The 13627-nt window shown below is 62.0% G+C and carries 13 protein-coding genes and 1 riboswitch; of the genes, 8 read left to right on the forward strand and 5 right to left on the reverse strand.

From position 1 onward, the window contains the following. The first annotated feature begins 64 nt into the window (after window positions 1-64). Together mazG and ACMCNM_RS08375 are read left to right on the forward strand one after the other, a co-directional pair. Entirely contained in the window at window positions 65-898 is an 834-nt protein-coding gene (gene mazG, locus ACMCNM_RS08370; protein ID WP_027595851.1) for a nucleoside triphosphate pyrophosphohydrolase, read from the forward strand. 22 nt (window positions 899-920) lie between these two features. Further along, on the forward strand, window positions 921-1460 hold the full coding sequence (locus ACMCNM_RS08375; protein ID WP_099453166.1) for a DUF2058 domain-containing protein: 540 nt from the start codon (window positions 921-923) through the stop codon (window positions 1458-1460). Between the two features lie 57 nt (window positions 1461-1517). On the opposite strand, the gene ACMCNM_RS08380 is transcribed toward ACMCNM_RS08375, so the two are convergent. The 4 genes from ACMCNM_RS08380 to purM form a co-directional block, all read right to left on the reverse strand. Next, window positions 1518-1700 (reverse strand): hypothetical protein, encoded by a 183-nt coding sequence (locus tag ACMCNM_RS08380; RefSeq protein WP_027595853.1) that lies wholly within the window; start codon window positions 1698-1700, stop codon window positions 1518-1520. A 171-nt stretch (window positions 1701-1871) separates the two neighbouring features. Then, a complete protein-coding gene (locus ACMCNM_RS08385; RefSeq protein WP_027595854.1) occupies window positions 1872-2582 on the reverse strand; it encodes a DUF3108 domain-containing protein in 711 nt (236 codons plus the stop codon). An 8-nt stretch (window positions 2583-2590) separates the two neighbouring features. Then, window positions 2591-3244 carry a phosphoribosylglycinamide formyltransferase gene (purN, locus tag ACMCNM_RS08390; protein ID WP_027595855.1) on the reverse strand — a complete coding sequence of 218 codons (654 nt, stop codon included), beginning with the start codon at window positions 3242-3244 and terminating at the stop codon, window positions 2591-2593. Beyond that, window positions 3244-4302, reverse strand: a complete 1059-nt coding sequence (gene purM / locus ACMCNM_RS08395) for a phosphoribosylformylglycinamidine cyclo-ligase (RefSeq protein ID WP_027595856.1) — start codon at window positions 4300-4302, stop codon at window positions 3244-3246. Before purM ends, purN begins: the two co-directional genes overlap by 1 nt. 438 nt (window positions 4303-4740) lie before the next feature. On the opposite strand from purM, the gene ACMCNM_RS08400 reads away from it, so the two are divergent. The 5 genes from ACMCNM_RS08400 (at window position 4741) to ACMCNM_RS08420 (ending at window position 9182) form a co-directional block, all read left to right on the forward strand. Next, entirely contained in the window at window positions 4741-5796 is a 1056-nt protein-coding gene (locus ACMCNM_RS08400; RefSeq protein WP_186676095.1) for a DUF2066 domain-containing protein, read from the forward strand. A 9-nt stretch (window positions 5797-5805) separates the two neighbouring features. Next, entirely contained in the window at window positions 5806-6882 is a 1077-nt protein-coding gene (locus tag ACMCNM_RS08405; protein ID WP_186676096.1) for an AI-2E family transporter, read from the forward strand. A 150-nt stretch (window positions 6883-7032) separates the two neighbouring features. After that, a complete protein-coding gene (hda, locus tag ACMCNM_RS08410; RefSeq protein WP_027595859.1) occupies window positions 7033-7740 on the forward strand; it encodes a DnaA regulatory inactivator Hda in 708 nt (235 codons plus the stop codon). 127 nt (window positions 7741-7867) lie between these two features. Continuing rightward, complete coding sequence (locus ACMCNM_RS08415) at window positions 7868-8509, forward strand: C40 family peptidase (protein WP_186676100.1); 642 nt, start codon at window positions 7868-7870, stop codon at window positions 8507-8509. A 139-nt stretch (window positions 8510-8648) separates the two neighbouring features. Then, window positions 8649-9182, forward strand: coding sequence for a C40 family peptidase (locus ACMCNM_RS08420; RefSeq protein WP_099453169.1), 534 nt, complete (start codon window positions 8649-8651; stop codon window positions 9180-9182). A gap of 124 nt (window positions 9183-9306) precedes the next feature. On the opposite strand, the gene ACMCNM_RS08425 is transcribed toward ACMCNM_RS08420, so the two are convergent. Continuing rightward, the gene (locus ACMCNM_RS08425; RefSeq protein WP_412764201.1) at window positions 9307-10623 is read right to left on the reverse strand and encodes a PQQ-dependent sugar dehydrogenase; all 1317 of its coding nucleotides are present in this window, start codon (window positions 10621-10623) and stop codon (window positions 9307-9309) included. A 145-nt stretch (window positions 10624-10768) separates the two neighbouring features. Between ACMCNM_RS08425 and ACMCNM_RS08430 the strand changes: the two genes are divergently transcribed. Beyond that, complete coding sequence (locus ACMCNM_RS08430; RefSeq protein ID WP_412764202.1) at window positions 10769-13315, forward strand: dermonecrotic toxin domain-containing protein; 2547 nt, start codon at window positions 10769-10771, stop codon at window positions 13313-13315. Window positions 13316-13387: 72 nt separating this feature from the next. Further along, a riboswitch (cobalamin riboswitch) is annotated at window positions 13388-13610 on the forward strand. Window positions 13611-13627 lie beyond the last annotated feature (17 nt).

A 13627-nucleotide genomic window follows, 5' to 3' on the forward strand; every position in this document is an offset into this window, starting at 1 on the left:
GCAGTACCTGTGGGAGCCGGCTTGCCGGCGATCGGGGGCAAAGCCCCCGCCAAGGAATAGCCCTATGACCTACACCCTCGAAGACCTGCTGCACCTCATGGCCCGCCTGCGCGACCCGCAATATGGCTGCCCGTGGGACTTGAAGCAGGACTACGCCAGCATCGTCCCGCACACTATTGAAGAAGCCTACGAGGTTGCCGACACCATCGAACGCGGCGATTTCGAGCACTTGCAGGGTGAGCTGGGCGATCTGTTGTTCCAGGTGGTCTACTACAGCCAGCTGGCCCGGGAAGAGGGGCGTTTCGAGTTTGACGGGGTGGTCGACAGCATCACCCGCAAGCTGATCCGCCGCCATCCGCACGTATTCCCCACCGGCGAGCTGTATGCACCGGTGGACACGCCCAGCTTGAGCGAGACCCAGGTCAAGTCGCGCTGGGAAGAGATCAAAGCCGAGGAGCGCGCCGAAAAAAGCGAACCCGAACAGCTGTCGCTGCTCGATGACGTGCCAACGGCATTGCCTGCATTGTCGCGGGCAGCCAAACTGCAAAAGCGTGCGGCCACGGTCGGTTTCGACTGGCCCGACGCATTGCCGGTGCTGGACAAGGTCCGCGAGGAACTGGACGAAGTCCTGCAGGCCATGGCCGACGGTGATGCCGATGCGCTGGAAGATGAAGTCGGCGACCTGTTGTTCGCCACCGTCAACCTGGCCCGCCACCTCAAGCAAGACCCGGAACATGCCCTGCGCCGTGCCAATCGCAAGTTCGAGCGACGTTTCCGTTTTATCGAACAGGCATTGCGCGACAGCGGTCGGCCCATCGAAGACTGTAACCTTGACGAGCTGGATGCCCTTTGGGGTGAAGCCAAACGTCAGGAAAAGAACCTGCCCAGCTGCGGCTGAGCTGTTAAGTGAGTGAACATTCATGAGCCTTTCCCTTCGCGACCAATTGCTCAAAGCCGGTCTGGTCAACCAGAAACAGGTCTCGCAGACCAATAAAGCCCAGAAGAAACAAAAGCGCCTGGAGCACAAGGGCCAGGTCGAGGTGGACGACACCCAGCAGCGCCTGGCCAAGGAAGCCATGGCTGAAAAGGCCAAGCGTGACCAGGAGTTGAACCGCCAGCAGCAGGAAAAGGCCGAGCAAAAGGCCCGCGCCGCGCAGATCAAGCAATTGATCGAAGCGACCCGCCTGCCCAAGCTCAACACTGAGGACTACTACAACTTCGTCGACGACAAGAAGGTCAAGCGCATTGCCGTCAATGCCCTGATGCGCAGCAAGCTGAGCAATGGCTCGCTGGCGGTCGTGTCGTTTGCCGGCGGCTACGAAGTGATTCCGCGTGAAGCGGCGGTGAAGATTCAGGAACGCGACCCGCATCGCGTACTGCTGCTCAACACCCATGTCGAGGAAGCCGACGACGATGACCCGTACGCGGCTTACAAGATCCCTGACGATTTGATGTGGTAAGCATGAAAAACCCCGCCTAGGCGGGGTTTTTTGTTCAAAGACTGTGGCATTGCAGGGTCATTGTGTAGTGCGCTGACTTTCCAGGTCCTCAAGCTCTACACGATACTGGTGGGCTTCGTGCTCATTGTGGAACATCCCGACCAATTGGCCTTGTTGGTGCACATCCCAGATCCGCACGCCAGCGGCCAGGCCTTCGTGGGACATTTTCGATTCGTCGCGTTCGGTTACTTGGACTGTCATCGGTAAACTCCACTGCTAGGTTGGTTGCGACATTGTGTCGCACACCTCCTTTATAGAGTTTGTTAGCAGGCTAAGTAAATAAAAGAGGGATGAAACAAGTTTCATGTAGCTAAACCCCAGGCAAAAAGAAGCCCCGCACAAGGCGGGGCTCCGGGTGCTTCAGGCTGCGGATCAGTTACCCTTCACCGGCTTGCCATCGACCGTGCCATCCTGCAGCACGATCACGTACTCCTTGCCATCGGTTTCGACCTGGCGCAGTTGCACAAGCAGGTAGTCCCAGCTCTTGGCGAACCACAGCTCGGTGATGCGCTTGCTCTGGCTAGGGTCGCGCACGCGCTCGACCTTGACCGCATCGACCTGGCCGGTCTTGGTGGTCACCTTCTCGGTGCCCAGGACGCGGAAGTCGTAGGTGTCGATCTCGTCACCGTCGACCACCTGGTAGGTCATGCTCTTCTTGCCGGCCGCCACATCATGCTGCAGCGCCAGTTGGTAGGACGACTTGTCCAGCACGCCGCGGTTGAGCGGCAGGTTGATCGCATCGCCACGGTCGCTACCGGTGACTTTCTTGCTGGTCCAGTCGAAGTTCAGGTCGACCTTCTTCGCCTTGCCCAGGCCGCCACGCTCGAAGTGGTACTTCTGCGGCAGCAGGGTGTCGTTTTCCAAGCGCAGGGTGCTTTGCTCGGTCAGGCTGGCGATCATCATGGAAGCCTTGAAATTAAGGTCCCAGGTACCGTTGGCATTCTTCACCAGGCTGCGCTCGGCGGTGCCGCTCATGGGTAGCTGCTTCCAGTCAGCGGTGTAGCTGGCCGAAAAAGGCTTCAGATCAGCTGCCTGGAGGGGCAGGGCGAGCACGGCGAGAGCCAAGAGCAGGGCACGACGCATAAAGTCTCCTAGGATCGAATCAAATGACCGCTGGCCGCCAGGGGCTGGCCATCCAGTAAGGCACCGTGCTCGTCCAGACGCAAGCGCCCCTCGGCGAACCAGTGCACGGCCAACGGGTAGATCAGGTGTTCCTGGTGGTGAACCCGCTGGGCCAGGCTTTCAGCGGTGTCGTCCGACGTCACCGGTACCACAGCCTGTACGACCAGTGGGCCGCCATCGAGTTCCTCGGTGACGAAGTGTACGCTGCAGCCATGCTCGGCGTCGCCTGCCTCCAGGGCCCGTCGGTGGGTGTGCAGGCCCTTGTACTTGGGCAGCAGCGACGGGTGGATATTGAGCAGGCGGCCCTGATAGTGGCGGACGAAGCCGCCACTGAGGATACGCATGAAGCCGGCCAGCACCACCAGGTCTGGCGCAAAGCCGTCGATGCGCGCCATCAGCGCGGCATCGAAGGCTTCACGACCGTCAAAGGCGGTGTGGTCCAGTACGGCGGTGTCGATGCCAGCGGCTGCGGCGCGTTGCAGGCCGTAGGCATCGGCGCGGTTGGACACCACCGCACGGATGCGCACCGGGCTGTCTTCACCGCGGCAGCTGTCGATCAGGGCTTGCAGGTTGCTGCCGGAACCCGACAGCAATACCACTACATTGCAGGTCTTGCTCGGCATCAGTGTGCCTTGAGGTTCTGCAGCTCGACCTGGGCGGCGCCTTCGGCGGCCTCTTCGATGCGGCCGATGACCCAAGGCTGCTCGCCTTCTGCGCGCAGAACGTTCAGGGCGTTTTCGACCTGGTCCTGAGCTACGCAGATGACCATGCCGACGCCGCAGTTCAGCACGCGGTGCATTTCATGCTCGTCAACGTTGCCTTGCGCCTGCAGGAAGTCGAATACCGCTGGACGCTGCCAGCTGGCCACGTCGACCACGGCCTGGGCGTTTTTCGGCAGTACGCGCGGGATGTTGTCCAGCAGGCCGCCACCGGTGATGTGGGCCATGGCCTTGACTGCGCCCGTCTGCTTGATCAGTTGCAGCAGCGGCTTGACGTAGATGCGGGTCGGCGCCATCAGCAGGTCGGTCAGTGGCTTGCCGTCGAGCTGGGTGTTCTCGATGTCGGTGCCGGACACTTCGAGGATCTTGCGGATCAGCGAGTAGCCGTTGGAGTGCGGGCCGGAAGACGGCAGGGCGATCAGCGCGTCGCCGGTGGCAACCTTGGAGCCGTCGATGATCTCGGCTTTTTCTACCACGCCGACGCAGAAGCCGGCCAGGTCGTAGTCTTCGCCTTCGTACATGCCAGGCATTTCGGCGGTTTCACCACCGACCAGTGAGCAGCCCGCCAGTTCGCAGCCTGCACCGATACCGGTGACCACGGTGGCGGCGACGTCAACGTTCAGCTTGCCGGTGGCGTAGTAGTCGAGGAAGAACAGCGGCTCGGCGCCGCACACTACCAGGTCGTTGACGCACATGGCGACCAGGTCCTGGCCGATGCTGTCGTGCTTGTTCAGGTTCAGGGCCAGGCGCAGCTTGGTGCCGACGCCATCGGTGCCGGAGACCAGAACCGGCTGCTTGTAGCCGGCCGGGATCTCGCAGAGGGCGCCGAAGCCACCCAGGCCACCCATGACTTCAGGGCGTGCGGTGCGTTTTGCCACGCCCTTGATGCGTTCGACCAGTGCTTCGCCGGCGTCGATGTCTACACCGGCGTCCTTGTAGCTCAGGGAGGGTTGCTTGCTCATTGATCCAGGCCTTTAGGAGGGAGGGATTCTTAAAAACGACCGTGACGGCCAAGGCCGGCTTTACTGCGGCGGCTGCCTGAAACGTCAGAGGTCTGTGAAGGCGCGCGATTTTATCAGGGTTGCCGTGCAGCGGCCATCCTCAGGCCGACGGGCAGGGCTTGAAAGCGTTAAAAAGGCTTTTTGGGTAGGGAGTTAATGAGGCGGTCGCCCATCATTCAGGAATAATTGGCCAAAAAAATGTAGGAGCAGCCTTGTGCTGCGAAGCGCCGCGCGGGCGGCGCTCGATCGTGAAAACACCCACAATCCCATGGCCTGCGCCTGGCAGTCATGCGCGCCCCTGTATAAGGTGTAAGCCATATAGGAGCATTTTTCGTTCCACCGCGGTCACAGCCTGCATGACAACGACCGTTCCACCTTGTTTCTGGACAGGAATCCTCCATGCGTCTTTTCAACACTCTGGCAGCAGGTTGTCTTGCCCTGATCTCGCTAGCCGCGCAAGCCGAGACCGTCTCCGGGCTTTATCAGGTGCGCGAGCCACTTCAGGGGCAGGGCGCTGAAGCCCGTACCCAGGCCACCGGCAAGGCACTCGAGACGTTGGTCCTGCGCCTGACCGGTGACCCGAAGGCGGCGCAAAGCCCGGCATTGGCCGAGCTGCGCAAAGACCCGCAGCAAATCATCAACCAGGTCGGTACCGAAGCCGGCCCGCCCGAGTCCGTGCTGGTCGAGTTCGACCCCGGCAGCACCGAACGCGCCTTGCGCAAGGCCGGCCTGGCCCTGTGGGGCAGCAACCGGCCATCGATCCTCGGCTGGTGGCTCAACGAAAACGCCGAGGGCAGCAACCTGGTGGGTGACGGCCAATCCGCCGCCCAGCCCTTGCGCCGTGCCGCCCAGCACCGGGGCCTGCCATTGCGGCTGCCGCTGGCTGACCTGCAAGAGCAGTTGGTGGCCAATGCCAAGCAGGTCGAAGGCAATGACCCAAAACCGCTGCGCGAAGCCTCCGAACGCTACGCGGCCGATGCCCTGCTGGCGGTACACGCCCAAGAGGCGGATGGCAAATGGCAAGGCAAATGGCAGCTGTGGGTAGGCGACCAGCACGAGCAGGGCAGTGCCGAGGGCGCCGACCAGGCGGCGTTGGCCGACGCGGTGATGCTGGCGGTTAGCAGCCGCCTGGCGCCGCGCTATGTGACCCGCCCAGGCGCCAGCAGCCAGCAGCAGGTTCAGGTGCAGGGGATGAACCTGCAACGCTACGCCGAACTGAGCCGCGTACTCGAACCCTATGGGCCGCGGCTTCAAATGGTTGAAGGCAGCACGCTGACTTACGGTGTCACGGCCAACCGCGACCAATTACGTGCCCAACTCGGCCTTGCCAAGTTGCAGGAGGTACCGGCTGAGCCGGCGCCCGTTGCCCCTGCCGTGCCTGCTGCTGCAACAGGCGTGAGCCCCGAGCAACCTGATGTGCCCAAGCCGTTCGACGGCCTGCGTTTTCGCTGGTAAGGAGTACCCATGGTTACCGATATGCGCCGCTGGATCTGGCTGGGCGCTGCACTGCTGATCGCCGTGCTGTTATATAGCCTGCACCATATTCTGACGCCCTTTCTGATTGGCATCCTGCTGGCGTATCTGGCAGACCCGCTGGTCGACCGCCTGGAGCGCTTGGGGCTGTCCCGCACTTGGGGCGTGGTGGTGGTGTTTAGCCTGTTCACCCTGATACTCATGGCCTTGCTGCTGGTGCTGGTGCCGATGCTGGCCAAGCAGCTGGTGCGTTTGTACGAACTGGCGCCGCAGATGCTCGACTGGCTGCAGCACGTGGCGTTGCCCTGGGTGCAACACCGTCTTGGCCTGGCCGACGGCTTCTGGAAGTTCGACAAGATCAAGGCCGCCATTGGCGAGCACATGGGCCAGACCACCGACATCGTCGGTGTCGTACTGTCGCAGGCCACGGCGTCAAGCCTGGCCTTGATCGCCTGGCTGGCCAACCTGGTGTTGATCCCGGTGGTGGGCTTCTACCTGCTGCGTGACTGGGACCTGATGATGGCCAAGCTGCGCAGCCTGCTGCCGCGCCACCGCGAACCGCAGATCGTGGAGTTGGCGGGGGAGTGCCATGAGGTACTGGGCGCGTTCGTCCGCGGCCAACTGATGGTCATGCTCGCACTGGGCGTCATCTATTCTGCTGGGCTTATGCTGGTGGGGCTCGAGCTCGGCTTGCTGATCGGCATGCTGGCGGGGTTGGCAGCGATCGTGCCGTACATGGGCTTTATCATTGGTATCGGCGCGGCGCTGGTGGCCGGCTTGTTCCAGTTTGGCGGTGACTTGTATCCGATGCTGGGCATCGTTGCGGTGTTCATGGTCGGCCAGGCGCTTGAAGGCATGGTGCTGACGCCCTTGCTGGTGGGTGACCGCATCGGCCTGCACCCGGTGGCAGTGATCTTCGCCATTCTTGCCGGTGGTGAGCTGTTCGGTTTCACCGGGGTGCTGCTGGCGCTGCCGGTGGCGGCGGTGATCATGGTGCTGCTGCGGCATGCGCACGATTTGTACAAAGAGTCGGACATGTATGGCGCAGATGTCGATCCAGAATTGTGAGGTGGGGCCGAAAGGCCCCCATAAAGAGCCGCAACTTGTTGATTTTGTTTGCGCTCTTCTGCTCACTGATTGTGCCGCCCGCGCTCCGGGTATAGACTTTGCACACTGTTCACCAAAGGCCCCCCGTGGTCCTAGCGACCGCCCGCGAGCATGAAACCACCGATCCAGTTGCCCCTGGGTGTGCGCCTGCGCGATGACGCCACCTTCATCAACTACTATCCGGGCGCCAATGCTGCGGCATTGGGCTACGTCGAGCGCCTATGCGAAGCTGACGCCGGCTGGACCGAGAGCCTCATCTACCTGTGGGGCAAGCAGGGTGTCGGCCGCACTCACCTGTTGCAGGCTGCAACCCACCGTTTCCAGCAATTGGGCGAGCCCGCCGTCTACCTGCCGTTGGCGCAGTTGCTCGAGCGCGGTGTCGAATTGCTCGACCACCTCGAGCAATACGAGCTGGTGTGCATCGACGACTTGCACGTAATTGCCGGCAAGGCTGATTGGGAAGAGGCCATGTTCCACCTCTTCAATCGCCTGCGCGACAGTGGCCGCCGCTTGCTGCTGGCGGCCTCCAGCTCGCCGCGCGAACTGCCTATCAAACTGGCTGACCTCAAGTCGCGGTTGACCCTGGCGCTGATCTTCCAGATGCGCGGCATGTCTGATGAAGACAAGCTGCGTGCCCTGCAGTTGCGCGCGTCGCGCCGTGGCCTGCACCTCACCGATGAGGTTGGTCATTTCATCCTCACCCGCGGTACCCGCAGCATGAGCGCGTTGTTCGACCTGCTCGAGCGCCTCGATCAGGCATCGCTGCAAGCGCAGCGCAAGCTGACCATTCCCTTCCTGAAGGAAACCCTGGGCTGGTAAGCCCCTGAAATCCTTGGGCCAGAGCGGAAAAACGAAAAAGTCACATCTTTTTCGATAAAATTTGCAAATGGCCATGATAGAGGGCATAGTTTCCCCCTTCTAAAGGATTACTGACACGGTCGTGCCCATGCTAAAGCGCTTCGCACCCCTCGTGCCCCTCGCACTCGTGACCCTGCTTTTTGGCTGCGCGGCACAAGCCCCGGTATCTCAGCCCCAGGATCACACCCCGATCGCCGCACAGTCGGCGTTCAAGGCCAAAGCCTCGTCTTCGTCGGTATTCGGCGAACCGGAAGAGCTGGCCACTGAAGATGACCTGGAGGCCTTCTCCAGCAGCAGCAAGCCTTACCAGTTGCCAGTCCTGGCTGACAGCATTCTCGAGCGCGGCATGTCGTTGATCGGCACCCGCTACCGCTTCGGTGGTACCTCGGAGAAGTCCGGCTTCGACTGCAGCGGCTTCATCGGTTACCTGTTCCGCGAAGAAGCCGGCATGACCTTGCCGCGTTCGACGCGTGAAATGATCAACGTCGATGCCCCGAAAGTGGCGCGCAACAAGCTCAAGCCAGGCGACCTGCTGTTCTTCAGCACCAATGGTCGTGGTCGTGTGAGCCATGCGGGCATCTACCTGGGTGACAACCAGTTCATCCACTCCAGCAGCCGCCGCAGCGGCGGTGTGCGCATCGACAGCCTCGGTGATCGCTACTGGAGCAAGACCTTCATCGAAGCCAAGCGTGCCTTGGCGATGGCGCCGACCAACATCGCGCGCAACTGATGTCAAAATGATATATCCTGCCGCGGCGGCGATGCTTTGAAAAAAGCTCGCCGCCGTGCGCATTTACAGAAAGCGTCTAATCTAAATTCTCAACACTTTTCGGCTGCGGTCCAGCGGTCTCAGACAGGATGTTCTGGCCATGGTAATGATGGCGCGCTTCGCATTCCTTTCCCTGGTGGCATTGCTTGCTGCCTGCTCCAGCCGCGCGCCTGCGCCGGCCCCTGTGGTTCAGCCGCAGGTTACCTACAGCCAGCCAGATGGTTCGCCGATTGCCGACGACGTGTTGATCCGTGCGATCGGGCTGGTGGGCACGCCTTATCGCTGGGGCGGCAATACGCCCGACTCCGGGTTCGATTGCAGCGGCCTGATCAAGTATGTCTACCGCGATGCCGCCGGCATCAGCTTGCCGCGTTCGACGCGCGAGATGATCGTCATGCGCGCGCCCACCGTGGATGCCAAGGCGCTGCAGTCGGGTGACCTGGTGTTCTTTGCCACCAGTGGCGGCTCGCAAGTCAGCCATGCCGGTATCTACGTTGGGGAAGGGCGCTTTGTGCATGCGCCGTCCACCGGCGGTACGGTGCGCCTGGACTACCTGTCGAACAGCTACTGGGCCAAGGCTTACCTACAGGCCAAGCGCGTGATTCCGCAGGGGCACCTGGCGCAGAATCCCTGAGGCACTGCGCAGTCAGCAGTTGATCGCTGACTGTGTAGGAGCAGCCTTGCGCTGCGAAGAGGCCGGTGCATAAGTCTTAGAGGTAAGGGGCCTTCACCGGCCTCTTCGCAGCACAAGGCTGCTCCTACAAGGCCTTGCTCACCCGCCAGATCACGTTCCCCACGTCATCCGCCACCAGCAAACCGCCGCGCTTATCATTGATCACCCCCACCGGTCGCCCCATGGCTTTGCCTTCGTCATTCAGAAACCCCGTCAGCAGGTCGACCGGTTTGCCGACCGGTTTGCCGGTCGCGTCGAACGGCACGAAGATCACCTTGTAGCCACTGTGCGGCTTGCGGTTCCACGAGCCGTGCTGGCCCACGAATGCCCCCTGCACGAACGGCGGCGGCAACACGCCAGGCACGGCGAACGTCAGCCCCAGCGATGCCGTGTGCGGGCCCACCGCGTAGTCCGGCATCAGTGCCTGGGCAACCTTCTGCGGGGCCTGGGGCTCGACCCGCTGGTCGACGTGCTGCCCGTAATAGCTGTAGGGCCAACCATAGAAGCCGCCGTCCTTGACTGACGTGATGTAGTCCGGCACCAAGTCGCTACCGATCTCGTCACGTTCGTTGACCGCCGTCCACAGTGCGCCGGTGTGGGGCTCCCAGGCCAAGCCGTTGGGGTTGCGCAGGCCGCTGGCAAACACGCGCTGCTGGCCGCTGGCAGGGTCCACTTCCCAGATCGCCGCACGGCCCTGTTCCTTGTCCAGGCCGTTTTCCCCCACGTTGCTGTTGGAGCCCACCGTCACGTAGAGCTTCTTGCCGTCAGGGCTGGCGATCACGTTCTTGGTCCAATGATGGTTAAGCGGCCCGCCTGGCAGTTCGACCACCTGCTGGCCCTCGCCGCGAATGTGCATAGCCCCGGGCTCGTAGTGAAAGCGCAGCAGTTTGTCGGTGTCGGCCACGTAAAAGTCCTTGCCCACCAGCGCCATGCCGAAGGGCGAATTGAGCCCTTCGATGAAGGTGGTGCGCACTTCCGCGACCCCATCATGGTCGGCATCGCGCAGCAAGGTGATGCGGTTGGCGCTCGGCACGCCGGCGCCAGCGCGCTGCATCGCCTTGCCCATCACCCAGCCACGCAGGCCTTTGCCATCTTCAGGCTTGGGCGGGGCGTTGGTTTCAGCCACCAGCACATCGCCGTTGGGCAACACATAGAGCCAGCGCGGGTGGTCGAGCTTGTCGGCGAAGGCCGTTACCTGCGTGCCGGCTGCAGCCTGGGGCTTGGCGCCCTGGGGCCAGCCAATGGCCGGCGCGATGTTCACCGTGGGGACCAGCGTCTTGTTGGGCGGGGGCAGTTGCGGCGAAGGGCCGCTGCCGTCCATCACGTCCAGGTGGGCTGTGTCGCTGCATCCTGCCAGGCCGGCAGCCAACACCCAGGGTAAGACGATGCCGATGCGCTTCATGGTCGCTGCTCTCCGAAAAGGAACACTCAATATTCAGAGCAGGGTTGTGCGCACGGGGTTCAGCGGCGGGAGGCATACATCTACCACACGGCAATGATGCAGGCCGCCAGGATGAACGCCCGATTTCTAGCGCCTGGAGTGGGCCATGACGGATATAAAAGCAAGGGTGATTCGCACCCTTGAGGCATTCGATGCTGCGCGGCCGCTGGTCCGGCTGGTGGATGACGTGGTGCGGGATTACCCCGACCCTTACGCGCTGGCGAGCCAGCAGGCTGCGCGCATTCTGCAAAAACACACGGGCAGGCGAATTGACCCTCGCTTCGTCTGGTGGCACCAGTTCAATAATGAGAACTCCAGCAGCCTCAGTAAAACCGGTTGGCAACACAGCCATCCGCCGCAGAAGTCGATGTTGATGCATGAGCTGGTAATCGACCGCTTCGACCTGTACTTCCAAGATGCCAGTGACGAGCTCGACATGCGTGGCGGGTTTTACCGGCAGGGGCCGCATGCGCCGTTTTACGACGAGCGCAACGAAGTGCCGATGCTGGGCAGTGACGTGCAAGCAGATTTGTGGGCGCTGGACTTCGCGGTTGACTACCGTGCGCAGGTCGAGCGCTTCTGGTCGCAGTATGGTGCTCATTTTCAAGTGCTGGCCAAGACCAATCTGCTAGGGCAGGGCGCTGAGGCATTGGCGGAGGGTACGATTACGCCAGGGGATTGGGATCACGTGCGGGGGATGGTGACCGATGCCTTGCCTACCGGTGAATTGCCCACCCTGGAGGTTCTTGAGCAGAGCGCCACGCGCAGCGAGATAACGGTCCACCGCTATGTGTTCGGTGAAACGGACCGTTGGTGTTTGTTCAGCCTGAGTGCGCCCGATGGGCGCGTCATGGCCTATATGCCGTGGGCAGAAAAGACCCTCAAGGGCTTCGATTCCGAATTCGCGATGGTGAGTTGGATACGCACGCAGTTGCAGTCCAAGGTCACCCTCGATGCCTTCGTGGCGGGTGCTCATAGCAATCCACGTGATACCACCGCCAGGCGGTTGATCAAGGTGCACCTGCAAGGTATTGCCGACAGCCGTTCGAACGAAGCGGCGTTGATTGCCCTGACGCTGTTCAAGCGGCCGCTTGGCACGACCCTTTTTGCTTACCTGGTCCAACAGGCCAGGCTCGAAATGCAGGGCAATGCGCAACTGATGCAAACCAATGCCGGGCTGCGCAAGGCCATGTGCAGTGGGTATCTGGCGGCGTTCCTGGGGGTGTTTGGCGGTTTTGCGCCGTTGGGCTGGCCGGTCACGCTGATGCTGCTGGGGGCCAGTGTGGGCAAGGTGGCGTTGGATGTGGACGCTGCTTTGCACGCGGGCGACGAACAGAGCCGCAAGGACGCCCTGCGCTCGGCCATGCTCGAAAGCGTCTTCGCCAGCATGAACCTGGTCGATATCAGCTTCCAGGCGAGCTTTGCCTCGCTGGCGTATCAAGCACCGCCCCATGAAACGAACCTTTCATTGGGGCGCTGGCAGCCGACGACTGCTTCGGCCTTGCCGGAGGAGTTGCAGGGCGCCAATACCGTGCTGACCGGGGAGCCGAGCGAGGAGGGCCGCTTGCGCGGCATTCACGTCAATGACGACGGCAGTTGCTGGATCAATGTGCAAGGTTTGCCCTATCGCGTGCGTTACAGCCATGAGCTGGCCGTGTGGTTGGTGGTTTCGGCAGATAACCCGTTTGCCTTCAGCCCGCTGCACCCGGTGCGTCTGAACCAGGCCGGGGAGTGGGAAGTGCTGGCGCCGCCCCGATTGCTGGGGGGGACACCCTTGGCCGTTGAAGGTATGCCGAGCACAAATTCACCGTTCTGGGATACCTATACGTTGGCGAATGGCCCGCAGAGCAAGAAGCTGGGTGAATTCGCGCTTGAGCGGCAGAAGGCGTTATTGGCGTCCTGGCCGGTCGTCGAACTGCCCCGCGGGCGGGCGCCCGACCTCGATGAGCGCAACCTGGACTGTGTGAAGGTCGAGGGCCGCACGCACTACTCGTATCACTACGGTCCGGAGTACTTCAACGCATTGGTCGACTACTACACCAGCGATGAGTCGAAAGTGAACGATGTGTTCCGTTCGGGGAGCTACCGGTATGGCGATGAGGATGACTATATTGCCGACCTTGCCGATAGCCTCGAACAGTTGCCTAAAAACAATCAGGTGAGGTTATACCGAGGGGGGCACCGCTCGCGCCGCACCGGTGGTGAGCGTTACCGAAACGGTGAGCTGCGGGTTGGCGATGTGCTGGTCAATACCGACTTCACCTCGTTTACCGAAAACCCCTACATGGCCGCAGAGTTTGCCTGCTTGCGTTACCCGAACGTGCCGGGCGGCGTGCCAGGCTTGTTCGATGACAGTTCGGTGGTGTTCGAGCTGCCTGCCGGGGACTACCACAGCGCAACGCCGATCAGCGCCTTTTCGTCCTATTCCGAAGAGGCCGAAACGCTGTTCCAGCCTGGCAACTACTTCCGCATCGATGCCTTGCAGCAGGTCTATGGCGAGTACTATCGCTTCATCAAGGTCACCCTGAAGCAGACCATCAAGCCTGCACTGGGGCCGGTTTACGACCTGCGTACCGGGCTTGCCTTCGACCTGGCGGCCTACACGGCGCACATCAGGACGCCGGCGCTGGTGACGCGGTTCTTTCCTGAATAATGTCGCAAATTGAGCCCCACCGCTGCGCCAAAGGCGGGCGCGTTCGATTGACGCTCCCGCCCCAACCCTCTAACCTTCGCGCGTGTTTCAGGTGCCCTGCCAGCCCCGTCTGGGCAGGGTGAAACTGGGAAGCCGGTGGGCGCCTGCAAAGGCGCGAGCCCGGCGCTGCCCCCGCAACGGTAAGTGAGTCAAATGTCGCGCACAGCCACTGGATGCCAGCATCCGGGAAGGCGCGCAGGCGTGGGCCAAGGCCCGCTCACAAGCCCGGAGACCGGCCTGATTCAGCCAACGGCATCACGGAGGGTGATGCGC

It is taken from the genome of Pseudomonas sp. NGC7 (assembly GCF_047159675.1).
Lineage (GTDB): Bacteria > Pseudomonadota > Gammaproteobacteria > Pseudomonadales > Pseudomonadaceae > Aquipseudomonas > Aquipseudomonas kermanshahensis.